Origin of the sequence: Sorlinia euscelidii (assembly GCF_036452135.1) — a bacterium.
Taxonomy (GTDB): Bacteria; Pseudomonadota; Alphaproteobacteria; order Acetobacterales; family Acetobacteraceae; genus Sorlinia; species Sorlinia euscelidii.
On record NZ_JAWJZZ010000003.1, the window covers coordinates 152,277 to 177,258 of the forward strand.

The 24,982-nt window shown below is 57.4% G+C and carries 22 protein-coding genes and 2 tRNA genes; 18 read left to right on the forward strand and 6 right to left on the reverse strand.

What is annotated here, in order from left to right; genetic code table 11:
- Positions 1 to 20: 20 nt before the first annotated feature.
- From CGLAMM_RS06370 to CGLAMM_RS06380, 3 genes are all read right to left on the reverse strand, one after another.
- A complete protein-coding gene (locus tag CGLAMM_RS06370; RefSeq protein WP_319807314.1) occupies positions 21 to 281 on the reverse strand; it encodes a GlsB/YeaQ/YmgE family stress response membrane protein in 261 nt (86 codons plus the stop codon).
- A gap of 139 nt (positions 282 to 420) precedes the next feature.
- The gene (locus CGLAMM_RS06375) at positions 421 to 2,025 is read right to left on the reverse strand and encodes a phosphoenolpyruvate carboxylase (protein WP_394820221.1); all 1,605 of its coding nucleotides are present in this window, start codon (positions 2,023 to 2,025) and stop codon (positions 421 to 423) included.
- Positions 2,026 to 2,339: 314 nt separating this feature from the next.
- Entirely contained in the window at positions 2,340 to 3,101 is a 762-nt protein-coding gene (locus tag CGLAMM_RS06380) for a hypothetical protein (RefSeq protein WP_394820206.1), read from the reverse strand.
- A gap of 493 nt (positions 3,102 to 3,594) precedes the next feature.
- Between CGLAMM_RS06380 and CGLAMM_RS06385 the strand changes: the two genes are divergently transcribed.
- The 8 genes from CGLAMM_RS06385 to CGLAMM_RS06420 all read left to right on the forward strand — a co-directional run bounded on the left by CGLAMM_RS06385 (position 3,595) and on the right by CGLAMM_RS06420 (position 10,881).
- A complete protein-coding gene (locus CGLAMM_RS06385) occupies positions 3,595 to 4,812 on the forward strand; it encodes a DUF445 domain-containing protein (protein WP_418115495.1) in 1,218 nt (405 codons plus the stop codon).
- A gap of 115 nt (positions 4,813 to 4,927) precedes the next feature.
- Positions 4,928 to 5,398: an SUF system Fe-S cluster assembly regulator gene (locus tag CGLAMM_RS06390; RefSeq protein ID WP_394820316.1), complete on the forward strand. Its 471-nt coding sequence runs from the start codon at positions 4,928 to 4,930 to the stop codon at positions 5,396 to 5,398.
- Positions 5,395 to 6,891: a Fe-S cluster assembly protein SufB gene (sufB, locus tag CGLAMM_RS06395; RefSeq protein ID WP_394820208.1), complete on the forward strand. Its 1,497-nt coding sequence runs from the start codon at positions 5,395 to 5,397 to the stop codon at positions 6,889 to 6,891. The genes CGLAMM_RS06390 and sufB overlap by 4 nt, the downstream gene beginning before the upstream one ends.
- A 10-nt stretch (positions 6,892 to 6,901) precedes the next feature.
- On the forward strand, positions 6,902 to 7,672 hold the full coding sequence (sufC, locus tag CGLAMM_RS06400) for a Fe-S cluster assembly ATPase SufC (protein WP_394820317.1): 771 nt from the start codon (positions 6,902 to 6,904) through the stop codon (positions 7,670 to 7,672).
- Entirely contained in the window at positions 7,669 to 8,877 is a 1,209-nt protein-coding gene (sufD, locus tag CGLAMM_RS06405) for a Fe-S cluster assembly protein SufD (protein ID WP_394820318.1), read from the forward strand. Before sufC ends, sufD begins: the two co-directional genes overlap by 4 nt.
- Positions 8,874 to 10,121 carry an aminotransferase class V-fold PLP-dependent enzyme gene (locus CGLAMM_RS06410; protein ID WP_394820319.1) on the forward strand — a complete coding sequence of 416 codons (1,248 nt, stop codon included), beginning with the start codon at positions 8,874 to 8,876 and terminating at the stop codon, positions 10,119 to 10,121. The genes sufD and CGLAMM_RS06410 overlap by 4 nt, the downstream gene beginning before the upstream one ends.
- 1 nt (position 10,122) lies before the next feature.
- Positions 10,123 to 10,491: an SUF system Fe-S cluster assembly protein gene (locus CGLAMM_RS06415; protein ID WP_394820320.1), complete on the forward strand. Its 369-nt coding sequence runs from the start codon at positions 10,123 to 10,125 to the stop codon at positions 10,489 to 10,491.
- Between the two features lie 21 nt (positions 10,492 to 10,512).
- Positions 10,513 to 10,881 carry a HesB/IscA family protein gene (locus tag CGLAMM_RS06420; RefSeq protein WP_394820321.1) on the forward strand — a complete coding sequence of 123 codons (369 nt, stop codon included), beginning with the start codon at positions 10,513 to 10,515 and terminating at the stop codon, positions 10,879 to 10,881.
- Here the strand turns inward: CGLAMM_RS06420 and CGLAMM_RS06425 are convergent.
- From CGLAMM_RS06425 to CGLAMM_RS06435, 3 genes are all read right to left on the reverse strand, one after another.
- Positions 10,878 to 12,164: a class I SAM-dependent RNA methyltransferase gene (locus CGLAMM_RS06425; RefSeq protein WP_394820322.1), complete on the reverse strand. Its 1,287-nt coding sequence runs from the start codon at positions 12,162 to 12,164 to the stop codon at positions 10,878 to 10,880. The two genes, CGLAMM_RS06420 and CGLAMM_RS06425, sit on opposite strands and share 4 nt — an antisense overlap.
- A complete protein-coding gene (locus tag CGLAMM_RS06430; protein ID WP_394820323.1) occupies positions 12,164 to 14,056 on the reverse strand; it encodes a DEAD/DEAH box helicase in 1,893 nt (630 codons plus the stop codon). The genes CGLAMM_RS06425 and CGLAMM_RS06430 overlap by 1 nt, the downstream gene beginning before the upstream one ends.
- A 260-nt stretch (positions 14,057 to 14,316) precedes the next feature.
- Positions 14,317 to 14,769 carry a hypothetical protein gene (locus CGLAMM_RS06435; protein WP_394820324.1) on the reverse strand — a complete coding sequence of 151 codons (453 nt, stop codon included), beginning with the start codon at positions 14,767 to 14,769 and terminating at the stop codon, positions 14,317 to 14,319.
- Positions 14,770 to 14,954: 185 nt separating this feature from the next.
- Here CGLAMM_RS06435 and CGLAMM_RS06440 point away from each other — a divergent pair, with 185 nt between their 5' ends.
- The 10 genes from CGLAMM_RS06440 to CGLAMM_RS06485 all read left to right on the forward strand — a co-directional run bounded on the left by CGLAMM_RS06440 (position 14,955) and on the right by CGLAMM_RS06485 (position 24,962).
- Positions 14,955 to 16,382 carry an NAD(P)H-hydrate dehydratase gene (locus tag CGLAMM_RS06440; RefSeq protein ID WP_394820325.1) on the forward strand — a complete coding sequence of 476 codons (1,428 nt, stop codon included), beginning with the start codon at positions 14,955 to 14,957 and terminating at the stop codon, positions 16,380 to 16,382.
- Between the two features lie 64 nt (positions 16,383 to 16,446).
- Positions 16,447 to 16,531 (forward strand) — tRNA-Leu (locus CGLAMM_RS06445).
- Positions 16,532 to 16,614: 83 nt separating this feature from the next.
- Positions 16,615 to 17,943 carry a trigger factor gene (gene tig / locus CGLAMM_RS06450; RefSeq protein WP_394820421.1) on the forward strand — a complete coding sequence of 443 codons (1,329 nt, stop codon included), beginning with the start codon at positions 16,615 to 16,617 and terminating at the stop codon, positions 17,941 to 17,943.
- A gap of 138 nt (positions 17,944 to 18,081) precedes the next feature.
- On the forward strand, positions 18,082 to 18,720 hold the full coding sequence (locus tag CGLAMM_RS06455) for an ATP-dependent Clp protease proteolytic subunit (protein ID WP_394820326.1): 639 nt from the start codon (positions 18,082 to 18,084) through the stop codon (positions 18,718 to 18,720).
- 183 nt (positions 18,721 to 18,903) lie between these two features.
- Positions 18,904 to 20,172, forward strand: a complete 1,269-nt coding sequence (gene clpX / locus CGLAMM_RS06460; RefSeq protein ID WP_418115496.1) for an ATP-dependent Clp protease ATP-binding subunit ClpX — start codon at positions 18,904 to 18,906, stop codon at positions 20,170 to 20,172.
- Between the two features lie 170 nt (positions 20,173 to 20,342).
- Positions 20,343 to 22,790, forward strand: a complete 2,448-nt coding sequence (lon, locus tag CGLAMM_RS06465) for an endopeptidase La (RefSeq protein ID WP_394820422.1) — start codon at positions 20,343 to 20,345, stop codon at positions 22,788 to 22,790.
- Positions 22,791 to 23,010: 220 nt separating this feature from the next.
- A complete protein-coding gene (locus CGLAMM_RS06470) occupies positions 23,011 to 23,295 on the forward strand; it encodes an HU family DNA-binding protein (RefSeq protein ID WP_319807330.1) in 285 nt (94 codons plus the stop codon).
- Positions 23,296 to 23,337: 42 nt separating this feature from the next.
- Positions 23,338 to 23,412 (forward strand) — tRNA-Val (locus tag CGLAMM_RS06475).
- Between the two features lie 43 nt (positions 23,413 to 23,455).
- Positions 23,456 to 24,187 (forward strand): biotin--[acetyl-CoA-carboxylase] ligase, encoded by a 732-nt coding sequence (locus tag CGLAMM_RS06480; RefSeq protein WP_418115497.1) that lies wholly within the window; start codon positions 23,456 to 23,458, stop codon positions 24,185 to 24,187.
- Entirely contained in the window at positions 24,171 to 24,962 is a 792-nt protein-coding gene (locus CGLAMM_RS06485) for a type III pantothenate kinase (RefSeq protein WP_394820328.1), read from the forward strand. The genes CGLAMM_RS06480 and CGLAMM_RS06485 overlap by 17 nt, the downstream gene beginning before the upstream one ends.
- Positions 24,963 to 24,982 lie beyond the last annotated feature (20 nt).

The following is a 24,982-nucleotide window of genomic DNA, read 5'->3' on the forward strand; positions in this document are numbered from 1 at the left end:
CCAATCGGGAGGCGTTTTTTTTATACCGGTGGCGGTCGATTTCTTGTGAAGAGCCCATAGAAGAAGAGCAGGATCATCGCGCCGATGACAGAGGCGATAAAGCCCGCCGGCTGACCTTCAGCATAGAAGTTCAGCTGCTGACCGATCCACTCCGCGAGAAACGCGCCCGCAATACCGAGGATGATGGTGATGATAAAGCCACTCGGCGCCCGTCCGGGCATCAGCAGCTTGGCGACAAGCCCCACCAGAAATCCGACGATCAACGTCCACAAAATGTGCATAAAACGTCTCCAGACATAAAACCATTGCACTGGAAAACGAGTCAGATCGACTTAAGTTGACCTGACAGAAAATTACGTAGCAAATCGTGATATTTCCACACCGTGCAAAGGGTCAATGGGGCAGAAATGGCGCGGTAAATCAGCCAAATGCACCGTTCGCGTGCATGACGGCCGTGCTGATCTCTCTCAGCAGGTCAAACAGCCGCGCCATGGGGCGGAAGATCGTTTCATGTTCCCTCATGAAGCCTTGATCATCGCGAGCGCCCTGTGGCTCATGAAAACTCAGCTCAGACGGTGTACCAAGATATTGCGGGAAGATTTCCCCCAGCTTCTTGAGCGCCAATGGGATCTCTAATTGCAGGATCAATTGTAAGAGCCGCTCGCGGGAAATATTGTTTCGCGGGCTGAAATACGGGATGCGCGTGGCCAGCAGCCAGATTTCCTCAATCACGGCATGGCGTATCGCGTGGAGGATGCGCTCATCCCGCGCCATATGCAGGCCGTGCGACCAGACAGAATTAAGCGAGATGTGGTCTGCCTGGACGTGTCGATACATGGGTGGAAGATGCCGCCAGAACCCGAGCTCCTCCAGCCCCTTCGCCAGACGCATATATTGGCTGCGACGAGACTCATTGTCACTATTCGCCGCGCGGTCCAGCCAGGTGCCTGGGTCAAGCAGGTCAATAACGGCGCGCAGGGCGCCGATATCCGAGTGACTCAGGGCCTGCCGTGCAAAATCCAACGCCAGGTCAAAGCGACGGCTGGTGCGGGAGAGGCGCTCAAAACTATCCGCGTGCCGTGCCGCGGCGGAGCCCAGCCCCTGAAGCACATTCGCCCACCAGCCAAGCTGTTCCAAAATGGCGTTATTCGGGATCGCGCGCAGCTGATTGACGTGTGAAATACGTGTCACGCTGGCGCCATCCGCCTGCCGGGCTGAGGGGCGCGAGCCGGATTTATCAATCAAGGCCGGCCCGAAGGCCCCCAACATGCCAGCATAACCGGGATCCTCAACCAATGTCGCCATATCCAGCGCGATGGTTGAGAAGAAATCGAAGGAAAATTCCGGATTGGCGTAAATCGGGTCGGAAGAGGCTGTCTGTGTTTCCCGCGAAAGATGCTCCGCAATGGTCACGATTGTGGATGTCGCGAGTTCCGGCGTGCCGAACAGCGTGTAACCATCCGCCCCTTGAAATGCGGCTTCCTCTCGCACACGGATGTTGGCTTCCTTGAAGAGATGCGCCGTGTAAGCGGGTGAAAAATATTCCAGCCTTTGCTGAAAACTGAAAGGATGGGAACCGCGCCCGATACTCTCCCCATGCGTGTCAAACAACACAAGCTCAATATCGGTCAGCTCATGGCGGCGCATGAGCTCAAGCGTTTTGAGTCGCAAGCGTTCAACCAGATTGGTTGCCGCCAATTGCCCGATATAGCGCCCCGAATCTGAATAACCAAATTGCAGGCACAAACGGCCATTATTGCGCAGATAGTCTCGCCAATGAGGGGAGCGGAAGCATTCTTCCAGGATTGTGTCGCCGTGCTCCAGCGCGGACTGAGTCTCAAAAAGCGGGGAGATCTGGATCTGATCATCCCGGATGCCGAAATGCCGGGACAGCCACAATGTCGCCAACAATGTAAAGCCGCTCTCCGTCTCCGCAATCAAAAACCGGATCGGCGTCGTCTGGTCGATATGTTTGAGGATCTGCGCCATCGTCATCATCAGCCGCGCCGCGGAAATTTGCTCCATCAGCAGGGAGCCGAAGTCAACCGGGACGGGTGGCGCCTTTTCATTGAGCGCTTCGTTGATCTGGCCGATCACCTTCCGCCGTCGGGAAGGGATTGCAGGGTCATCTTCAATGCTCAGACGGTGGCGAACGACATTGTAAATCTGTGTCGCGTTCAGCCGGGTATGGATATGCGCCGCGCTCAGCCCGTGGGCCGTGAAGCCACTCCAGGCAATGTCGATCTCACGACGGGCGGCCGCGTCACATGTCTCTCTGGCCGTCTGGTAGAGATCTGACAGTGCATCTGCGTCCAGCAGGGCTTCATCACGCCGCCCGATCAGAACCGCCGCGAAGGCGGCAACATCTTTCGCGGCATTTCGGCCGGGCCGGGGGCTTGCACTGCGCTGCGCTGAGACAGCGTCAATCGCCACACGCAACCGGGCGAGGAAAGGGCTGTCCGTCGGCAGAAATTTTGCAAGCTGCGCCTTAAGACGCCGCAATTGCGTTTCCTTGAGCGCGAGACGGATTGCAATCGTGTCCCACCAGTGAATGTCGCTGCGCCCATCCGTATCGAACCCCACCCAACTCGCCAGAACGACAGGACTTGGTAATAAAGCCGCGTCAGGCCATTTTTCCCGGCAGGCATCCAGGAGTGCGCGGTTGAGCGCGTCAATCGCATCCCGCCCCGTAATATGGCGGCGAGGGCGAGGTCCTGCTCATGCCAGAGTGTTGGCGCTTCTAGCCTTCGATGTGACGCCAGTTTCGGGACTTCAAGCGCGGGGTCTGTCGCGAGGTGGGCAAGCTGCTCATAGACAGCGTCGCTCAGGGCAAAAGTCGGGTGCGCCGTAAAAACGGCGGAAAAAGCCGGGCGCGCCAGACGGTCACGCAGGTCTTCAATCCGTTCACATTGCGCGACAAGCTGACGGGCGGCCGAGATAAGGCGATCAGCCAGAGGCACTTCTGCGTCCAGCCCGACATAATGGCGAAGATGGGCCGCGCGATGATGCAGCGCCGTGTCCCTCAACTGCCGAACCGTCTCTTCCAGATCGTCAATGCTGAGTTCCTCGCTGGCAAGTCCGGCGCTGATGCGCTGCGTCATGGCACTGACCTGGCCATGCCTCTTTTCAGCTAGGGTTGGGTCACCCTCCAAAGCCGCCATCAATCTCGCGTTTGATGCCTTTGGTCGCGACGTCCGCGCCGTCATGGCCGTCTCCGCAGGGAAGGGACGTTCAGTTATCGGGGCGTTAGGGCGTTCTGTCGGCAAGATTATCTCAATATGCAAAGGAGGTTTATCGGGTGCATTCTCTACAAGCCTCCGTTCGTGCGCAATGATGTTTCATAAGGCGAGAGGAAGAATTTTAGGTTATCAGGGCGACTTACGGGCGACAGTGACGCAGATGTAACGCATGTCGCGGTGGGGACGGTGCATGCGCGTGACAGGTCAGGAACATACCGTCCGCCACGTAAAAAAATCAGGCGGCCGGGTTTTATCCGATTGGGCCTTCAGACGTTGCAGGGTGATGCCGATAATTATTCAGTCAGATCAGAATGCCGCGAACGCTTATCGAAAAATGCGGCGTGTGGCGACGAGTATGCTTGTGGTCATGGGCGGTGTCGGCGTGGCATCGACCGTCCTGCCCATGATGCATGTCGTCAGGGAGGGATGGCTCGTCGGGCTGATCGGGGCGGGTGCCCGTGCCGGTTTTGTGGGGGGGATTGCCGATTGGTTCGCGGTCACGGCGCTTTTTCGCCATCCGCTCGGACTGCCCATTCCCCATACGGCGATTCTCGTCCGTCAGCAGGCGCGCCTGGCGGAGGCGACCGGACGCTTTGTCGCGTCGCAGTTTTTTGATGAGGCTGAAGTCACCCGCGCGCTCGAATCCGCACAATTACCGGGCCGGTTGGCGGGCTGGCTGGGCCATGATGCTTTTCGCGCGACCTGCTCCGCCGCCATTCGGGGCGCCCTGCCGGGCCTGCTGGACAGGGTGGAGGATGGCACGGCCGCCTCCGCCATCCGACGCGGTTTTGAGATGCTCGTGGCCGGCAAGGCGACAGGGCCGCTCCTGATCCGCATTTTACGCAGTCTCGTGCGGGATGACCTGCATCAGGAGGTGGTTTCCTTCCTCCTCCTGCGACTCAAAAATGCGATTCAGGAGAAGGAGGATCACCTGCGCCGTTTCATCCAACGGCGCGTGACGGAACAAGGCGGCAAAGTCGTGGGCTGGATGATCGGCCCTTCCGTCGCGCAGAAAGTGATCACGTCCCTTTATAATGAGCTGGAAGGAATCGACCCTGCCGACCCTCAGATGCGGGAGAATATTACGGAATGGCTGCGGCGGGAGATTGATCTGCTCGAAAATGACGCGCCGCGTCGCGCCCATCTGGAGGAGAGCCTACTGCGCCTGATTCGTCATGACAGCGTCCTGTCATGGAGCGGGCAGATCTGGCACCGCCTTCGCAGCCGGATCGAGGATGATAGTGAGGCGGATGACGGTGTGACGGCCCAGTTCATCGACTCGATTCTGCTCAGCACCTCTCACCATCTCAAGTCTGACCCGGCAACGGCGCAGAAGGTCGACGCCACGATCCGCGCCATTATTCTGCGTGTTCTGCCCGCGATCCGTGCCCAGCTCGCGCAATATATCGCCAGCGTCATGTCGAAATGGGACAGTCAAAGCCTGACAAACCGTCTTCAGGAGCGGATCGGGAAAGACCTGCAATATATCCGCGTCAATGGAACGCTGGTGGGGTTCATCATCGGCGCCATGCTGGAAGCCGCTTCCCGCTTCTTCCGCATGGCGATGCATTGAAAACGCGATAAAAAAACCAAAAAGCCCTTGACTGAAAACGGGACCGGGTCCATCTCAGGGGCAAAGAGGACTTGCGTGGTCTTGAATGAATTTTACCGAATCTTTGAGGTAAGCGATGTTGCGACTTTCCAAATTAGCTGATTACGCGGCCGTGCTGCTGGTGCAGCTTGGCCAGCTGGACACGCTCGCAACGGCGTCCTCCCTTGCGCAATCCACAGGTGTGCCTGAGCCGACCGTCGCGAAACTACTCAAAGGTCTGGCGGGAGATGGACTTGTCACCTCGTTTCGGGGGGCGCGCGGCGGATATCGTCTCGGTCGACCGCTTGATCAGATCTCAGTCGCATCAGTCATTACGTCGGTAGATGGGCCGATTGAGGTCACAGCCTGCGTCAATGGCCGCTATTGTGATGCGGGGCCGCTCTGCTCTCTCTCCGGTCATTGGGACATGGTGAATGACGCTGTCTTCCGCGCGCTGGAAGCCATCACGCTGGCGGATATGATGCCGTCACGCCCCCAGGCAAAAGCGGCGCCTTTAGCCGCCATTATTGATACAAGTCCCCGTTATCGTCATGGAGCGTCTTCATGAGCGCGTCGACCGAGACTCGCGACACCATCGAATCCCTCGCCCAATCGGGATATAAGTGGGGGTTCGAGACGGATATCGATATGGAAATGGCCCCGAAGGGCCTCGATGAAGATATCATACGTTATATTTCCGCCCGGAAAGATGAGCCGCAATGGATGCTCGATTGGCGTCTTCAGGCTTATAAGGCGTGGACATCCATGGCCCCGCCGCAATGGCAGAAGCCGAAATTCCCGCCGATCGATTTTCAGGACGCCCATTATTTCGCGCAGCCAAAAAAGAAGCCCGGCCCGAAATCCCTGGAAGAAGTCGACCCGGAACTCCTCAAAACCTACGCCAAACTCGGCATCCCCCTGCATGAGCAGGCCATTCTGGCCGGTGTCGAGGGTGCTGATGCGCCTGCTGACGGCCAACGTCCGCCCATCGCGGTGGACGCGGTCTTTGATAGTGTTTCGGTTGTCACGACATTTCGCGAGACGCTGCGTGCGGCGGGTGTGATTTTCTGCCCGATTTCAGAGGCGATCCGGGAGCATAGCGACCTCGTCAAAAAATATCTCGGCAGTGTCGTGCCCGTCAGTGACAATTTTTACGCTGCGTTGAATTCGGCGGTTTTTACGGATGGTTCTTTCGTCTTTGTGCCAAAGGGCGTCAAATGCCCGATGGAGCTTTCAACTTATTTTCGAATCAATGCGCGCAATACCGGACAGTTTGAGCGGACGCTGATCATCTGTGAGGATGGGGCCTCCGTCTCCTACCTTGAGGGCTGCACCGCGCCCATGCGTGATGAAAATCAACTTCATGCTGCGGTCGTGGAGCTTGTCGCCCTGGATGACGCCTCCATCAAATATTCGACCGTGCAGAACTGGTATCCCGGTGATGCGGAAGGTCGAGGCGGCATCTATAATTTCGTCACAAAACGCGGCGCCTGTCGTGGCCGTAACGCCAAAATCTCATGGACGCAGGTTGAGACAGGCTCTGCCATCACCTGGAAATATCCATCCTGCATTCTGGCGGGGGACGGTTCGGTCGGAGAGTTTTACTCCGTGGCCGTCACGAATAATCATCAACAGGCGGATACAGGTACCAAGATGATCCATCTCGCGCCCAATACGCGCTCAACGATCATCGCCAAGACGATCTCTGCAGGGCATTCGGACAGCACCTATCGCGGCCTTGTACGCATGACGCCGCGTGCACGGAACGCGCGTAATTTTTCACAATGTGACAGTCTTCTGATCGGTGATCAGTGCGGTGCCCACACGATTCCCTATATTGAAAACCGCAATTCCTCCGCGCGGGTGGAGCATGAGGCAACGACATCCAAAATCTCCGAGGATCAACTTTTTTACTGCCGGTCCCGCGGCATATCGGAGGAGGATGCGGTGGGTCTGATCGTGAATGGTTTCTGCCGCGATGTCCTGAAGGAATTGCCCATGGAGTTCGCCGTGGAAGCGCAGAAGCTCTTACAGGTCAGTCTCGAAGGCAGTGTCGGATAGGATGAAGCGCATGAATGATTTTCTCAAAATTACCGACCTGCATGCCGAGGTCGCGATGTCGGAACCCCCAAAAAAAATCCTGAATGGCCTGACCCTCTCCGTGCCACAGGGTGAGGTACACGCGATCATGGGGCCGAATGGCTCGGGGAAATCGACGCTCTCTTATATTCTGGCCGGGCGCGAGGATTATGCCGTGACGGGCGGTTCCGTCCTGTTCAAAGGGCAGGATCTGCTTGCCTTGACGCCGGAGGAACGCGCCGCTTCGGGTGTTTTCCTCGCTTTTCAGGCGCCGGTTGAGCTGCCGGGTGTCAATAATGCTAATTTCCTGCGGATCGCCGTCAATGCAGTGCGACGCGCGCGCGGTGAGGCGGAGCTGGACGCGGTCGCCTTCCTGAAAGCCGTGCGCGCTGAGACGAAGCATCTGCACATGTCCGATGAGATGCTGAAGCGTAACGTTAATGAAGGTTTCTCAGGCGGGGAGAAGAAGCGCAATGAAGTGCTTCAGATGCGGATGCTGCGCCCGTCATTCGCCATCCTCGATGAGACGGATAGCGGGCTGGATATCGACGCGTTGCGCATCGTGGCGGAAGGCGTCAACAGCCTGCGCGGCCCTGATTTTTCCGCGCTGATCATCACGCATCATCAGCGCCTGCTCGATTACATTAAGCCAGACCGTGTGCACGTTATGGCCAAGGGGCGTATCCTGCATAGTGGTGATGCGTCCGTGGCGGTCGAACTCGAAGCGAAAGGCTATACGCGTTACCTGGAAGGTGCGGCATGACGGCGACTCAAAGCCTATCGCCCGGCCTCGTCGGCTTTCTTGATCGCGCCCGGTCCGGTGAGGGGGCGCGTCTATTGCGGGAAACCGGCCTGCCGCATCGACGCATGGAGGCCTGGCGTTATACGAACCCCCGCTCCCTGTCGGAGCAGATTTATGCCGCGCCATCGCATCTGGATGCCGCCGCCCTCTCTGCGCTTCTCAGCACGCTCCCTGACCTGCCGGGCCGCCGCGTGACTTTCGTCAACGGCGTTCTGGCGGAAGGTGATGCAGGCGCGCATGCGGGGGACCTCGATCGTGAACCGTTCGAGACTACAATATCGCCTCTGACGGCGCTGAATCGTGCCCTGCGCCAACCGGGCCTCACCCTTGAAGTCGGGGAGGGGGTTGATGAAGGCACCGTCAGTCTCACAACGATGAATCAGCATGAAACGCTGTCCTCGACCCATTTGCATCACCGCATTCATCTGGAACGCGGTGCGCGTCTCGTCCTTCTTGATTTCCAGAAAGGTAACGGCCCCTATCTGGCCAATCCCGTCTATGATCTCGATGTGGGACCGGGCGCGACCCTTGCGCATATCCGCATTATCGAGGATAGCCGTGCGGCTGAGTCCCTTTCCGTGATTGAAGCGCGCGTCGCAGCCGGTGGCGTTTATAACAGCTTTACACTGGTCCTTGGCGGGGCGCTCTCCCGGCAGGAAATTGACGCCCATCTGATTGAAGAGGGTGCGGCCGTGCATATTAACGGGGCCCAATTGATCGGGACGGGCCAGACGGGCGACATCACCTCCGTCATCAATCACACGGCGCCGCATTGCCAGTCGCGCCAGACTGTCGCGAATGTGATTTACGGGCGTGGCAAAGGGGTTTTTCAGGGTAAAGTCGTTGTCGCACCTCATGCGCAGAAGACAGATGGTTTCCAGATGAATCAGGCGCTGCTTCTCTCCCCTGAGGCGGAAATCAACAGCAAGCCGGAGCTTGAGATTTACGCGGATGACGTTAAATGCTCCCACGGGGCAACGGTCGGGGCTATTGATGATGAGCAGCTTTTTTACCTGCGCACGCGCGGCATTGATGAGACGCGCGCACGCGAAATGCTGATTGAGGCTTTTCTGATGGAGGTGATTGCGCTGGCACCTTGTGAGGCCCTGTTGCCATTTTTACATCAACGTGTCGCCGCATCCGCCAATCTGAGACATGTTTCATGAGTGACGTCGTGACCCCACCTTTATTGCGTGAGGATTTCCGCAGCCATTTCCCGATTTTACGGGAAAAAGTGCACGGGCGGCCCTTCACCTACCTCGATAGCGCCGCATCCGCGCAAAAGCCGGAAGTTGTTATCGAAGCGATGGCCGAGGTGATGCGTCACCAATATGCCAATATCCATCGCGGCCTGCATTATATGAGTGAGCATACGACTGAGGCCTATGAAGCCGTCCGCACGAAAGTCGCACGCTTTCTCAACGCGCCGCGGCGGGAAGAAATCACCTTCACGCGCAACAGCACGGAAGCGATCAATCTCGTCGCCTATAGCTTCGGGAGCCTCCTTGAACCCGGCCAGGCCGTGCTGATTACGGAGCTGGAGCACCATTCCAATATCATTCCGTGGCAGCTCCTCCGGGATCGCTGCGGGATCTCCCTGCGTGTCGCGCCGATCACGCCGGAGGGGGAACTTGATCTCGACGCGATGGAAGCGCTTCTTGCAGACGGGAAGGTCGCGCTGGTTGCGGTCACGCACATGTCCAACGTGCTGGGTACGCTCACCCCCATTTCCCGCATCGCCGCGCTCGCGCACCAATATGGCGCGAAACTGCTTGTCGATGGGTCACAATCCGTCGTGCATGAGGCCGTCGACCTCGAAAAGCTCGGTGCGGATTTCTTCGTCTTCACCGGTCACAAGCTTTATGGTCCGACCGGTATTGGCGTGCTTTGGGGGCGCACGGCGTTGCTTGAAGCGATGCCGCCCTTTATGGGCGGCGGCGAAATGATCGAAAGCGTGACCTTTGAAGCCTCCAGCTGGGCGCCCATCCCGCATAAGTTCGAGGCAGGGACACCGCCCATTATTGAGGTGATCGGGCTGGGCGCAGCGATTGATTTCCTTGAAAAATATGATCGCGCGCAGCTTCGGGCGGAAGAACAGTCATTAACCAAAATGCTGCTGTCAGCATTGGGCACCGTCAAAGCGGCGCGCGTCATTGGCGCTCCGGCGCAACGCGGCGGCGTCGTCTCCTTTACGCTCGGCAATATCCACCCGCATGATCTCGCCGTTCTGCTGGATCAACAGGGGATCGCGATACGCGCCGGTCAGCATTGCGCGGAGCCGCTCCTGCGGCGACTCGGTGTGACAGCGACGGCGCGGGCAAGTCTGGCGGCCTATTCCACCCAACAGGATGTTGAAGCCCTGATGGCGGGGATTGAAAAAGCCCAGTTCGTTTTCGGGGAGGGTCATTAATATGAGTGCCACCCCACGTCACGTCCTGACTCAGGCGCTCAATGCGCCTGACGAGGCCGCTTCTTCTCAGTTGAACGAAGATCAGATCATCGGCGCGATTGCCTCGGTTTATGACCCGGAAATACCGGTCAATATCTATGAATTGGGCCTGATTTACGCCGTCGATATGTACGAGGATGGGCGCGTCAATATTGAAATGACGCTGACAGCCCCCAATTGTCCGAGTGCGCAGGAGCTTCCTTTACAGGTCAAGCAGGCGGTCGAGTCCGTGCCGGGTGTGACGGCGGCGAAGGTTGAGATCGTCTGGAACCCACCCTGGGATATGAGCCGCATGAGCGATGAAGCCCGGCTTGCGTTGAATATGTTTTGAGAGTCTGACAAGAGGTCTGTCATGCAGGATAACCACCCCGCCACCCCCCAACGTCCCTCCCTGCCGCCATTGATGGAAATGACGGAAAATGCCGTATCTCGTTTGCGGACGCTTTATGCAGGGGCGCAGAAGGGGAAGACGCTGCGCATCTCTGTCTCCAACCGTGGCTGTTCCGGTAAGTCTTACGAAATGGACTTTGTTGACGCGCCGAACCCAGGTGATGAATCGGTGGTGAAGGATGATGTCCGTCTGTTCGTCGATCGCAAGGCCACGCTTTTCCTCATCGGGACGGTGATGGATTTCGAGGCCGGAATGATGCAGTCCGGTTTCACCTTCTCCAACCCGAATGAAAAAGGGCGTTGCGGCTGCGGCGAAAGCTTTTTCACTTAAGCGAGTCGTTTCGCCAGCCTTTTACGGTCCAAAGTCAACGCCACGACCGCTTCAACCTCCGCAGACCAGAGAAACTGGTCGATAACGGACCAGCTCAGTAACCCATAGCCCTGCCGCACGAACGGTGCGAGATCATTCACCAGGGCTTGCGGATTGCAGCTGACATAAATGACGTCTTTCACGCCCGAAGCGGCAACGCGCGCCGCCTGCGTGCCAGCACCTATGCGCGGCGGGTCCACGACGACGAGGCGAGACTTCTCGAGTTCTTTCTGTTGCAGAGGCTGGCGGGCCAGATCCCTGACGGAGCATGAGAGACGCCTTCCCGTCCGGGCAGCATCCAGTGCCGCGACGGACGACGCCGCCCCCTCATACGCCTCGACAAAACCATGTGCGCTGAGGGGCAGGGTCAGTGTACCCATGCCGCTATAAAGCTCAGTGATACGGTCGCGTTTATTAAGTTTCGGAAGCGCGTCACAGACGGCGGCGATGATGGCAGCCTCACCGGAGGCGGTCGGCTGCATGAAAGATCCGGGCGGCGGGGACAAGGTCGTGCCTGAAAAATGATGCGTGACGGGGCGCAGTTGCGCGATGACCTCCGGCGCACTGCTAAAGGATTTCCCCTGTCGCCAACAGATGCGCGGAATGCGGTGCGCGGCTGCGAACGCTGCGATTTTGCCGCGATCCGAGAGGGAGGGCGCGGCATTCGCGCCAATGACGATATCTGCACCGGAGTCGAAGAGATTAATATGGAGATCCGCCTCACGCGAGATTGCGCCGAGGCGACGCATCAATTCACGCAGGGGTGCTACCAACGCGAAAATCCGGGGGTCGAGAAGTTGGCAGGATGTCATATCGATCGGCGCGCTTTTGCGCTGATGGAGGCCGATCACCACACCTTCCTCACTTTTGACCACGGCGAGATCAACACGGCGGCGGGATCGGGGTGCAGACTGGTGCATCAGGGTCGGTACGGGCACGTCAAAACCCGCACGTTCCAAAGCCGCTTGCACGCGGGCGCGCTTCCAGTTCAGCTGATCCGGGAAAGGAAGACGCTGCGTCGCGCATCCACCACATTGCGTGAAAATGGTGCAGGGCGGGGTCATAGCGTGCGGTGCGGGGGAGACCAGATGATGTCCCAGGCAATGGCCTGCTTCATCCGTCTGAAGGTCGAGAACATCTCCGGGGACAAGATGAGGAAAGTAATAGGAGCGCGCACCAATTTGGGCAACGCCGTCCCCCTCTCGCCCTAATGAGGTGATCGCGACGCGATGCGTCACCGACATTATTCGGGGGAACCGACCGCGCCTGTATCCGAAATACGGTTCCGTCGCGGCGCATTCATGAAGTTTGGCACCGCGCTTCCAAAACCTGGCCCGTCATGATCCGTCACCGCCTGGATGTTTTCACGGTCCTGACGGGACGTCGGGCGTTTACCCTCGCGATGGCGCTCCCGCTGAGCCTGATGCGGAACCTCATCGCGTTTCGTCTCGGCGGGCCTCCGCTCTTTCTGACGATGATTTCGCTGACGGTTGGCGCGGGGATCCGCCTCATCGCGCCAATCCACCATTTCGATCCCGTCAATTTCGGGGCGTGGCAATTTTTTATGGGTCAGCTCTTCTATCGCGTCCAGAAGCGGCTTCTGCGTCGGGGTTGCGAGACTGAAAGCATGACCGGTTTTACCCGCGCGACCTGTGCGCCCGATGCGATGCACGTAATCTTCAGCATTGAATGGCAGGTCGAAATTAAAAACATGGGATAAACCGCCAATATCAATGCCGCGCGCGGCGACATCGGAACAGACAAGGATTTTAATATCGCCGTTTTTGAATTGCTCCAACGTTTTGAAGCGCGTCGCCTGATGCAGGTCGCCATGCAGGTGACCGACGGAGAAATGGTGTTTATGCAGCGATTTCTGCAGGATATCGACATCACGTTTGCGATTGCAGAAGACGATCGCATTCTGCACGTTTTCCCGCTGGAGGAGCGTGCGCAGAGTGCGGCGCTTCTCGCGTTCTTCCACGATAATCAGCGCTTCCTCAATGGTCGTCGCCACAGATGCCGCGCGAGACACCGTAATTTCCTCCGGGTTACGGAGGAACTGGTCCGCGAGATTTCGAATTTCGGGCGCCATGGTGGCGGAGAAGAAGAGCGTCTGACGATGGGCCGGTAAGAGCGACGTGATGCGCTGGACATCGGGGATAAAGCCCATATCCAACATGCGATCCGCCTCATCGATCACGAGAATGCCCGCCTGATTGAGCAGCAACCCGCCGCGATCGTAAAGATCCAGAAGACGGCCGGGCGTTGCGATCAGGATGTCGACACCCTGATTAAGGGCCGCGCGCTGATCCATCATGCTCTCGCCGCCGATCAAAAGCGCGTGATTGAGGTTCAGATGCTTGCCATACAGATTGAGATTTTCCGAAACCTGAAGGGCAAGTTCCCGTGTCGGTTCCAGAATAAGGGAACGCGGCATCCGCGCCCGCGCGCGGGAGCCTGTGAGGATTTCCAGCATCGGCAGAGTGAAGGAGGCGGTCTTCCCCGTACCCGTCTGCGCCACGCCGAGCACATCTCGATGACGGATGACAAACGGGATGGCGCGCGCCTGGATCGGCGTTGGGCGTTCGTACCCGATTTCCTCGATTGCCTTCAAAAGGGGGGCGGATAAGCCGAGCGCATCGAAGGGGGGGAGGTCCTCTTCCTCCGATTTCGGCGCTTCGGCTGGCGCATCGATAGATGAGGCTGACTGACCTTCCGGGGATGTCGTTTCATCCGGGAGGAGCGCCTTTTTACCCCGCGTGCGACGTGTTGAAGGCGCTTTGCGGCTTTTTGCAGCCGGCTCCGGCGTGGTGGCTGGTGACGTGGCAGGGGCTTCCGCGGCCGTTTCAGAATCCTCGGGCGCGACAAGGGCTGCGGCCTCCTGCTTTCGACGGGTGCGACGTTTCGGTTTATCGGTTGAGGCGGATGCCAAAGCGTCCGCCTCCGTGGAAGTGGCGCGGGATTTGACGGGCGCGCGGCGCTTCTTCGGTGTCACAACGTCTTTTTCAGCCGTCGCTTCCGTGACGATGTCCAAGGATACCGGCTTTGACGCGGCTTTTGCACGGGTGGCTCGCTTGCGTGCGGGTTTGGCCGGTGCACTGTCCTCTGGTGGGGCAGCGTCACTTTCGGGCGTCATTTGGCTCTCACCCTTGACAGATCGAGACCGTGATGGGGTCGCTTTGCGCGGAGCGCGCGCGGATGATTTGGTCTTGGTAGTTACAGAGCTGTTTGACAAAAAAACTGCCTTCTGATGACACGGTTCAATACCGGGGTGAGGCGCAACGCTGAGTTGCGGAAGCGCGCAACGACCGGGACTTATTCGCGTCCCTATATCGGATAATTGACTTAAGGTTCAATGATAACATGTCCAGAGCGGCGGTAAGAAATAATTTTTGTTCAAATCCCGCTATTTATGACACCTGCGACAATGGCAACAACGCCCAGCGCACTCATCAGGATGAGTCGGTAGTAAATCGCCCGCAATGTTTCCGGCTTTGAGCGGATCGCGCGCCGCGCGGTTCGGAAAGGTCCGAAATAACATGAAATGAACAGAATAGCCATCAGCAACGCCGCGCCCTGCATCGCATTGATCGGCCAGGGCAGGGCGGAGAAACGGCCGATGCGCGTGACGAGAAGCCAGCCCGTCACCAATGTTATAAGCATGACAGGCCATGAAATCCGGAAATAGCGCGTCAGCGCGGCGAGGATGACGTTGTGGCGTTGCACGGCGTCCAGCGCGCGGACACTGGCCCGCGTGACGGTAACGATAAACCCGCCACCGCCGACCCACGTGATGATGCCGATAATGTGAAGGGTTAAAACAACATCCCACAAAACTGCGTTGATCATCTCATCTCCAAGTCAGGTTTTCGGCTTGCACGGTTATCACGATTTGGCGAAGCTGCAAGGGGGCAAAGCAGGCGCGCCACGCCATGAATCTTGCCCATAACGCGTACGCCGCCGCAGTGCCTTGATTTTCAGTCTCGGATTTGGGGTGAGCTGGCGGTGCGACTTTCAGGATGAGGGTATCGATCGTGTCACTGCCGCATCAGTTCTTTCATCATGCCGTGCTGACCCCGGCGGAGTTTGCCGCGCTGGATGCGACGGCGGCCCGGATCATCGGCATGGAAACGCTGATCGCACGCGCCGGTTGGTGCGTGGCGCGGGAAGTCAGGTCACGCTACGCGCCGTCCCGGGTCCTCATCCTTTGCGGGCCGGGCAATAATGGGCGCGATGGCCAGGAAACAGCGAAGAACCTGGTGCGGGCGGGATGGGACGTTAAAATGGCATTTTACCCTGACACATCGCAGTCATCGCCGGAATGGCTTGCGCGGGCGGGGATTGTCGCAGTGCCCTTTATCGCCGAGGAGGCAGCGCGCGCGGATCTTGTCATTGATGCTGTTTTCGGCGCGGGGCTGAATCGTCCGCCGGATGCCGCCCTGATATCGGTGCTGCGCGCAGCGCGACGGCGTGTCGCCATAGATGTGCCGTCAGGTGTGGACGGTGCGACGGGTGATATGCCTGATGACGCACCTGAATATGATTTGACCGTGACCTTTGTGCGGCTGAAACCGGCGCATCTTCTCGCCCCTGCACGATTTATGATGGGCGACATTGTCTGCTGCGATATCGGCATGGACGACGCACTTGTTGCATCCCATGCCGGACAGGTTTTTCAGAATACCCCTGAGCTCTGGAAGATACCGGCCATGTCAATGACAGGTCATAAATATGACCGTGGCATTGTCAGCATTATCGGTGGCGCCGTTATGCCCGGCGCCACGCGGCTGGCGGTGGACGGGGCGCGTCGCAGTGGGGCGGGCCTTGTCCGCATCGCGGCCGGTCTTTCAGCGCCCCTCTATCATATTGTTGCGCCGGCCGATGTCATCGTCGATGCTGACCCTCTTGAAACGTTACTGGATGACGCGCGTCGGAAGTGCTGGATCTGCGGTCCCGGCCTGACGAAGGATGAGGTCGGCGCGAGTTTCAATCTTCTGGTGGGTGCGGGGCGTCAGATTGTTGCAGATGCAGGCGCGCTCGCCTGGGCCGGGTCCGCGCCGGAGATGTTAAGGGGTGCGACCGTTATCACACCGCATATGGGTGAATTTGCCCGGCTTTTCGGCGGAAAGCCCCGTGATCTGATCAAGGCGGCAGGTCAAGCGGCCGTGAAAACCGGCGCGGTCGTCATTCTGAAAGGCGCGTCAACGCTTATCGCCGCGCCGGATGGGCGCGTTGCCATCAACGTCCATGCTTCCCCGAAATTGGCGACGGCAGGCGCGGGCGACACGTTGAGCGGCGTCATCGCGACCCTTCTTGCCAGCGGCATGGCGCCGTGTGAGGCGGCCTGCGCCGCTGTCTGGATACATGGGGAGGCCGGACGTCGCGCCGGTCCATGGCCTCCGGCAGAGGAATTCGCCCAACATCTTGGCGCCGCGCGGGAAAGCGTAGAACGCCGCTTGTGAAAAACCCCTAATTGCTGTAAGCCGCGCGGCAAAGCCTTAGAGCGATCTCAAGGCCTGACTTTATGCGGGCGTGGTGGAATTGGTAGACACGCCAGACTTAGGATCTGGTGGCGTAAGTCGTGGGGGTTCAAGTCCCTCCGCCCGTACCAACTTAATTTGTGCTGTCGACGCAAAGAGGTCCATGCCTGGCACGATCGTCGATAGCAGCTTCGTCGAGAGGATCGCCTGGAAGATGCAGGTTACGCAAACGCAATCCGAAGGTCTCAAGCGTGAATTCAAAGTCACGGTGCCCGCATCCGACCTGCAGGAACGCCGCGCCGCCCGGTTGCAGGAGCTTGCGCGCACGGTCAATATCCCCGGCTTTCGCCCCGGCAAAGTGCCGGCATCGGTCGTCAAACAGCGTTTCGGTCAGTCGGTTGAGGGGGAAGTCCTCGATAAGACGATCAATGAATGCGTGTCGGAGCTGATGAAGACTCATGATCTGCGCCCTGCATCCCAGCCCAAAGTGGATGTCGGCCAGCTTGACGATGCAAGTGACCTCGAATTCACGCTGAACCTTGAAGTTCTGCCCGCGATCACCATTCCGGAAACGTCGGATATCACTTTGACGCGCATGACAGCGAAACCGGCGCAGGACGGCATTGACAAGGCGTTGGAAGAGCTTGCCAAGCGGAATCGCAGCTTTGAGAATATTGAGGAAGCCCGCCCCGCCAAGGAAGGTGACGTGCTGAACGTCAATTTCGTCGGGAAGATTGATGGCACCCCCTTCGATGGCGGCACGGCCAATGACGTCAATGTCGAAATCGGTGGCGCTGGCTTTATCCCCGGCTTCGCTGAGCAGATTGAAGGCATGTCCGCCGGTGAGGAAAAAACCATCAATGTGACCTTCCCGGCTGATTATCAAGCGAAAGAGCTTGCCGGGAAGGAGGCACAGTTTGAGATTAAAGCCAACAGCCTCAAAAAGCCTGTCGACCCCGCGATTGATGATGAGCTCGCCAAGAAAATGGGTTTTGAGTCGTTGGAGAAGTTGCGGGAGCTGATTTCCAGCCAGGCTGAAAATGAATATTCCCAACTGACGCGACTGCGCATCAAACGGGAATTGCTCGATAAACTCGCCGAGAGAACAGATTTCGAGGCGCCGGAATCGATGATCGAAGCTGAATTCGGGCAGATCTGGCAGCGTATCGAGCAGGACCGGCAAAATGGTTCACTCGATGAGGAGGATGCCAGCAAGTCGGAGGATGATCTCAGATCAGATTACCGCAAAATCGCCGAGCGCCGCGTGAAACTCGGACTTCTTCTGGCGGAGATCGGTCGTGAGAAGGAGATTTCCGTCTCACGTGAAGAGTTGATGGGTGCCGTCCAGCAGGAGGCTATGCGCTACCCTGGGCAGGAACAGGCTGTTTTCGAATTTTTCGGGAAAAACCCGCAGGCCGTTGAAGGTTTGCGCGGGCCGATTCTGGAGAATAAGGTCGTCGATTATCTCATTGAGCTGGCACAGGTGACCGATAAGGAAGTGACGCCGGAAGAGCTGGCTGACATGCCGGGCGCCAGCCTTTAATAAGATCATCACGAAAAATTTTGTAAACGGGGTCGGGCTACCAGAACGGGTCCGGCCCTGTTTCATTTTTCTGAGTCAGTGACATTTCACAACAATCCGTTATCATGCGGTTTCAGTTGTTTTTAGCGAGGGGTGACTATGTCCATCGAGGATCGCAATCCGTTCGAGATATTCAATAATGCGCTGGTCCCGATGGTCGTGGAGCAGACCTCTCGCGGTGAGCGCGCATTCGATATCTACTCCCGCCTTTTACAGGAGCGCATTATTTTCCTGACCGGGCCGGTTTATGATCAGGTGGCCTCCCTCATCTCCGCACAATTGCTTTATCTGGAAAGCGTTAATCCTTCCAAGGAGATCTCGTTTTACATCAATAGCCCGGGTGGCGTCGTGTCCGCGGGGCTGGCGATATATGACACGATGCGTTACATCCGGTGCCCCGTCAGCACAGTCTGCATTGGTCAGGCGGCTTCCATGGGCTCCCTTTTGCTGGCAGCGGGCGAGAAGGGGCGACGCTTCGGCCTGCCTAATGCGCGCGTCATGGTGCATCAACCTTCCGGCGGGGCGCAGGGTGTAGCCGCGGATATCGAGATCCAGGCGAAAGAAATCCTCGTCATCCGTAGCCGATTGAACGAAATTTATCGAACACATACCGGTCAGACACTCAAGGAAATTGAGGGCGCGCTTGATCGCGATAAATACCTGTCTGCGGAGCAGGCCATGGAATTCGGGATCATCGATGAGGTCGTCGCGCATCGGACGAAAGAGCCGGTAAAATAATTCTCTATTGATTGCATGACGGGTAAACCGCCATAATGTTATTTCCTTATCGGCGCTTCGCGCGGTTTCTGGAGGTTGAAGCTGCATGACGCACAATTGCGTGGTGCGTCAACGCGGCAATTTAGTTTGTGTTTCTTCAGAAATGTCGATGTGCAAAAGACGTCTGGGGAAAAAGGAGTGCCTATGAACATCAAGTCCGGCGATTCGAAAAATACATTGTATTGTTCGTTCTGCGGCAAATCTCAGCATGAGGTGCGTAAGCTGATTGCCGGGCCAACCGTGTTCATCTGTGACGAATGCGTCGAACTCTGCATGGATATCATCCGGGAGGAACATAAATCCCACCTCGTGAAATCGCGGGATGGGGTGCCCACCCCCCGAGAGATCTGCAAGGTGCTGGATGACTACGTGATCGGGCAGGTCCACGCCAAAAAGGCGCTCTCCGTCGCGGTGCATAATCATTATAAGCGCCTGGCGCACGCGCAGAAGAATAATGATGTCGAAATCTCGAAATCGAACATCATGTTGATCGGGCCGACAGGCTCGGGCAAGACGCTTCTGGCGCAGACTCTCGCGCGCATCCTCGACGTGCCATTCACCATGGCGGATGCCACGACACTGACCGAAGCCGGTTATGTTGGCGAGGATGTTGAAAATATCATCCTCAAGCTTCTTCAGGCGTCTGACTATAATGTTGAGCGCGCCCAACGCGGTATCGTCTATATCGATGAGATCGACAAAATTTCCCGCAAATCGGATAATCCGTCGATTACGCGGGATGTCAGTGGCGAGGGCGTTCAGCAAGCGTTGCTGAAATTGATGGAAGGTACGGTCGCGTCCGTGCCGCCACAAGGTGGGCGCAAACATCCGCAGCAGGAATTCCTTCAGGTCGACACCACCAACATGCTGTTTATCTGCGGCGGCGCCTTTGCAGGTCTGGATAAAATCATCGCTGCACGTGGGAAGGGCTCCGCCATGGGGTTCGGCGCGGAAGTGCGCGGCGATGATGAGCGTCGTCTGGGCGCCGTCCTGCAAAGTGTTGAACCGGAAGATCTGCTTAAATTCGGCCTCATACCCGAATTTATCGGGCGTATCCCTGTTATCGCCACGTTGGAAGACCTTGACCGCGACGCACTCGTCTCCATCCTGTCAACACCGAAAAATGCTTTGGTCAAGCAATATCAGCGCCTCTTCCAGATGGAGGGTGTCTCACTGACCTTCACCGAGGATGCGCTGGGCCAAATTGCGCGGCGGGCGATGGACCGTAAAACGGGCGCGCGTGGCCTGCGTTCGATCGTAGAGAATATTCTTCTCGACACGATGTTTGAGCTTCCCGGCCTTGAGAGTGTCGAGGAAGTGGTTGTGAATAAGGACGTCGCTGACGGCAAGGCCAAGCCTGTTTATGTTTACGGCAAAGGTGGGTCCGCCGAGGCGAAGGAGCAATCAGCCTGAGGCGATGCCGCGCGTCGGCACTGCCTTGAAAAAGGCGCGGATTGTGCACATTTATGGTGCGATAAGTGACCTGCCCGAAAGCAGGGGGGAAACGGCCCGGAATCTGTGCCGATATCACGGGCAGACAAGGTGCGATCGTCCATCAGGAGATCAATTTTGTGACGGAAAATATGAAAGATAGTGGTGAGAAAGCCGTGCCGGACGCGCGTAAAGCCGTCGAGAGTCCGGCAGCCGATTATGTCGCGGTTCTACCGCTTCGCGACATTGTGGTTTTCCCGCATATGATTGTGCCGCTCTTCGTCGGGCGTGAGAAGTCAGTGCGTGCGCTGGAGGCAGTGACCAGCCAGAACAAGCAGATCCTTCTCGTTGCCCAGAAAGACGCCTCGCAGGACGATCCTTCATCCGACGATATTTATGGTTTCGGTACGGTTTCAACGATTCTGCAATTGCTGAAACTCCCTGACGGCACCGTCAAAGTCCTCGTAGAAGGTGTGCGCCGCGCGCGCATCAAATCGTTACAGGATAGGGACGGACATTTCGAGGCGGTCATCGACGAGGTTGATGACGACCTCAGTGAGGATGAGGAGCTTGATGCGCTTGGCCGGACGGCCATTTCTCAGTTCGAGCAATATGTTAAACTCAATAAGAAGATCGCGCCGGAGGTGATGATCTCAATCGGGCAGATTGAGCAGCCTTCCAAACTGGCGGACACGATTGCCAGTCATTTGACGCTCAAAATCCCCGATAAGCAGAAATTACTTGAAACAATATCGGTCTCCCAGCGGCTGGAGCAGGTCTTCACGCATATGGAGCAGGAGATCGGCGTCCTGCAGGTCGAAAAACGCATTCGTAACCGCGTTAAACGACAGATGGAGAAGACGCAGCGGGAATATTACCTCAACGAGCAGTTGAAGGCGATCCAGAAAGAACTCGGAGAAGGTGAAGAGGGTCGTGACGAGACAGCGGAGATTGAGGAGAAAATCAAATCCACCCGTCTGTCGAAAGAAGCGCGTGAGAAAGCGACAGGGGAATTGCGCAAGCTGAGGGGCATGAGCCCGATGTCCGCCGAGTCGACCGTCGTGCGGAATTATCTCGAATGGCTCCTCTCCCTTCCCTGGAAGAAGCGGAGCAAGATCTCCAAAGATCTCGGCGCTGCCCAACAGATACTCGATACGGACCATTACGGACTTGAGAAGGTCAAGGAGCGGATCCTCGAATATCTGGCGGTCCAGTCGCGCGCGCAGAAGCTTAAGGGGCCGATTTTATGTTTCGTGGGCCCGCCCGGTGTCGGTAAAACGTCGCTGGCGCGTTCCATCGCGAAATCGATCGGAAGAAATTACGTCCGCATGTCGCTCGGTGGGGTGCATGATGAGTCGGAAATCCGCGGACATCGCCGCACCTATATCGGCTCCATGCCCGGGAAAATCGTCCAGGGTATGAAAAAAGCCAAGACATCGAACCCGCTCTTCCTGCTCGATGAGATTGATAAACTAGGCTCGGACTGGCGCGGCGACCCTTCTTCGGCGTTGTTGGAAGTTCTCGACCCTGAACAGAACGGCACTTTTAACGATCATTACCTTGAAGTCGATTACGACCTCTCAGATGTCATGTTCGTGACGACGGCGAATAGCCTGAATATGCCCCAGCCTTTGCTGGACCGGATGGAGATTATCCGTATCTCCGGCTACACGGAAGATGAGAAAGTCGAGATCGCCCGGCGTCACCTTGTTGAGAAACAGGCCAAGGCCAATAATCTCAAATCTTCGGAATGGTCACTAAGTGATGACGCGTTGCGCGAGATCATCCAGAGCTACACACGTGAGTCCGGCGTCCGTAATCTTGAGCGAGAAATTGCCAAGATCGCGCGCAAGGTCGTCAAAGCCATCGTGACCTCCCCGGACACAAAAAAAATTGATGTCACAGTCGAGAATCTCGCCGGGTTCCTCGGCGTGAAGAGATTCCATCATGGTGAAACCGAGCAGGAGGACCTTGTCGGCATGGTTTCCGGCCTGGCCTGGACGGAAGTTGGCGGCGAGATTTTGACGATTGAAAGCGTGTTGCTGGACGGTAAGGGGCAGGTGAAGGCGACTGGGAAATTGGGGGAAGTCATGCAGGAGAGCGTTTCGGCGGCTTTCTCCTACGTGCGGTCTCGCAGTCCTGAACTGGGCATTTCACGCAAAGTCTATGAGTCGCGTGACATTCATGTGCATGTGCCGGAGGGCGCCACGCCGAAAGACGGACCTTCTGCCGGTGTGGCCATGGCCATCTCCATCATCAGCACCCTGACCGGTATCCCGATCCGTCACGATGTCGCCATGACGGGTGAAATCACGCTGCGCGGCCGCGTGCTGGAAATTGGCGGCCTTAAGGAAAAGCTTCTGGCGGCTGTCCGGGCCGGGATCAGAAAAGTGTTCATCCCGAAGGATAATGAGAAAGACCTGGTTGATATCCCGGAAAATGTGAAATCGGCCCTGTGCATTGTCCCTGTCTCACATGTCAGTGAGGTGGTTAACGCGGCCCTGACGCAGCCGGTAACGCCGATCATCTGGTCAAACGAGCCGGATGAGAAATTAACAGGGCGTGAAAATCGGGGTGAAGGGGCCGGACTGCCGCATTAACGCCCGGCGCCCCGATGTCCGCCATATGTGACATCGGGGAAGCCCTGTGTTGTTTGGGTTTCGCTGGCGTCGTCAAGCGTCAAAATTATCTGTTTTTATAATCTTTCTGGTTTCGGAAGGTGTTGACGTTAAAAAAAACCTCTCCATACTGCACCCGACCGAGGCCGAAAGATTGCGGCTTGGGTCATGTGGTAAAAGGCCCAATTTGGAAAGGCATAAAATGAAAAAACCCCTCAACAAGCAGGAGCTTATTGCGGCTGTCGCGAGTCATGCTGATTTGCCGAAAGCAAAGACGGGTGAAGTTATTGATGCCGTTTTCGAAGTGATCCAGAAAGCCCTGGTCGACAACCAGGAAGTGCGCCTCGTCGGGTTTGGTTCATTCGCGACGGCGACACGTAAGGCGACAAAAGGTCGCAACCCCCGCACCGGTGAGGAAATTCAGATTCCCGCTTCGACGTCCGTCCGTTTCAAAGCGGGCAAAGGCTTGAAAGACGCCGTCGCCTGAGCCAATTTCTGGCACATGTCATCTGCCATGTGCCAACATCATGGGCGATTAGCTCAGCGGTAGAGCGTCTCGTTTACACCGAGAGGGTCGGCGGTTCAATCCCGTCATCGCCCACCATGATATGCTGACAGGGCGCGAATTGTCTAAAATCAAATGGCGCTTGCGTATTTATGAGACTCTTCCATCGACTTCGGCTTTCTGCAAGGAGCAGGCCGAGGCCGGTGCTGCAGAGGGGCTGGCCATCTTGGCCCGTCGGCAGACAGCAGGGCGCGGCACAAAAGGCCGCATCTGGGTCGCACCGTCCGGCAACCTGTCATTCTCACTCCTTTTACGCCCCGTTGACATCGTCTCCTGCCTTAAAACCCTGCCATTTCTGGCGTCGATCGCCGTCTACGAGGCGATACAGGCCCTCCGCCCGACAACTGAGCTTACCCTCAAATGGCCGAATGACATCTTGCTGCGGGGTGACAAGGTCAGCGGAATTCTCATTGAGTCCAATCCTGGTCCCGCGGGGTGGATTGTGATCGGTATCGGCGTCAATATCCGATATGCGCCTGAAATCCCGGGCCGCCATCTTGCCTGCCTCGCCCAGCTCGGTCTTTCACCCGCGCCGGAAGCTCTCGCCAAGATGATTATGGACCATCTCAGTGCCGGGCTTGCCGCTTTCGCCTCTTCAGGCGTTGATTTCGTGCGGGATGCCTGGCTCTCCCGCGCGCACAAAATCGGGACGCGCCTTGCAGTCACGACGGGAGATGACTATACAGAAGGTTTGTTTCACGGTTTGGGTCCGGAGGGTCAACTTCTGCTTTTGACAGAGGGCAATAAGGTAAAATCGTTCCTGTCGGGTGAAACGTCCATGATGCTACAGGTTCGCGATGCTTCTTGCCATTGATGCCGGCAATACAAATATTGTTTTCGCCCTCCATGACGGGGAGAAATGGCGCGGTAACTGGCGCATCTCGACCAATAATCACCGCACTTCCGATGAATATGGCGCGTGGCTGACCACTTTGCTTGAAAAGCAGAGTATTTCATCAAAGCAGATCTCCAGGGCGATCATCGGCACCGTCGTCCCGGCCGTACTCTATCATTTAAGGCTGCTCTGCCGCGCCTGGCTCGATATTGAGCCTCTCATCGCCAATTCGCGTTCCGATTGGGGCCTCGGCTGCAAAGTTGATACGCCGGATGAAGTGGGTGTTGACCGCCGCCTCAACGGCCTCGCTGCGCATCATAAATTTGGCGGCCCCCTCGTCGTCGTGGATTTTGGCACGGCGACGACCTTTGATGTTGTGGATGAGGAAGGGGCTTTCTGCGGCGGCGCGATTGCACCGGGGGTCAATCTTTCACTTGAGGCGCTGCACCAGGCTGCGGCGCGCCTCCCCCGCATCAGTGTCGGCAGGCCGACTTCGGCGATTGGGCGCAACACCATCGTCAGTATGCGCTCAGGCCTGTTCTGGGGTTATGTCGGGCTGGTGGAAGGCGTTGTTTCTCAAATAAAGGCGGAAATGAATACCCCCCTCGCCGTGATAGCGACAGGTGGACTGGCGCCTCTTTTCTCAGAGGGGACGTCGCTTTTTCAGCATGTTGTCCCGACTCTGACACTTGATGGACTGCGCCTCCTCGCGGACAGAAACCCTTCTCAGAATTCCATCGATCGCGATGATTGACACCGAAATTAAGCTTTAAT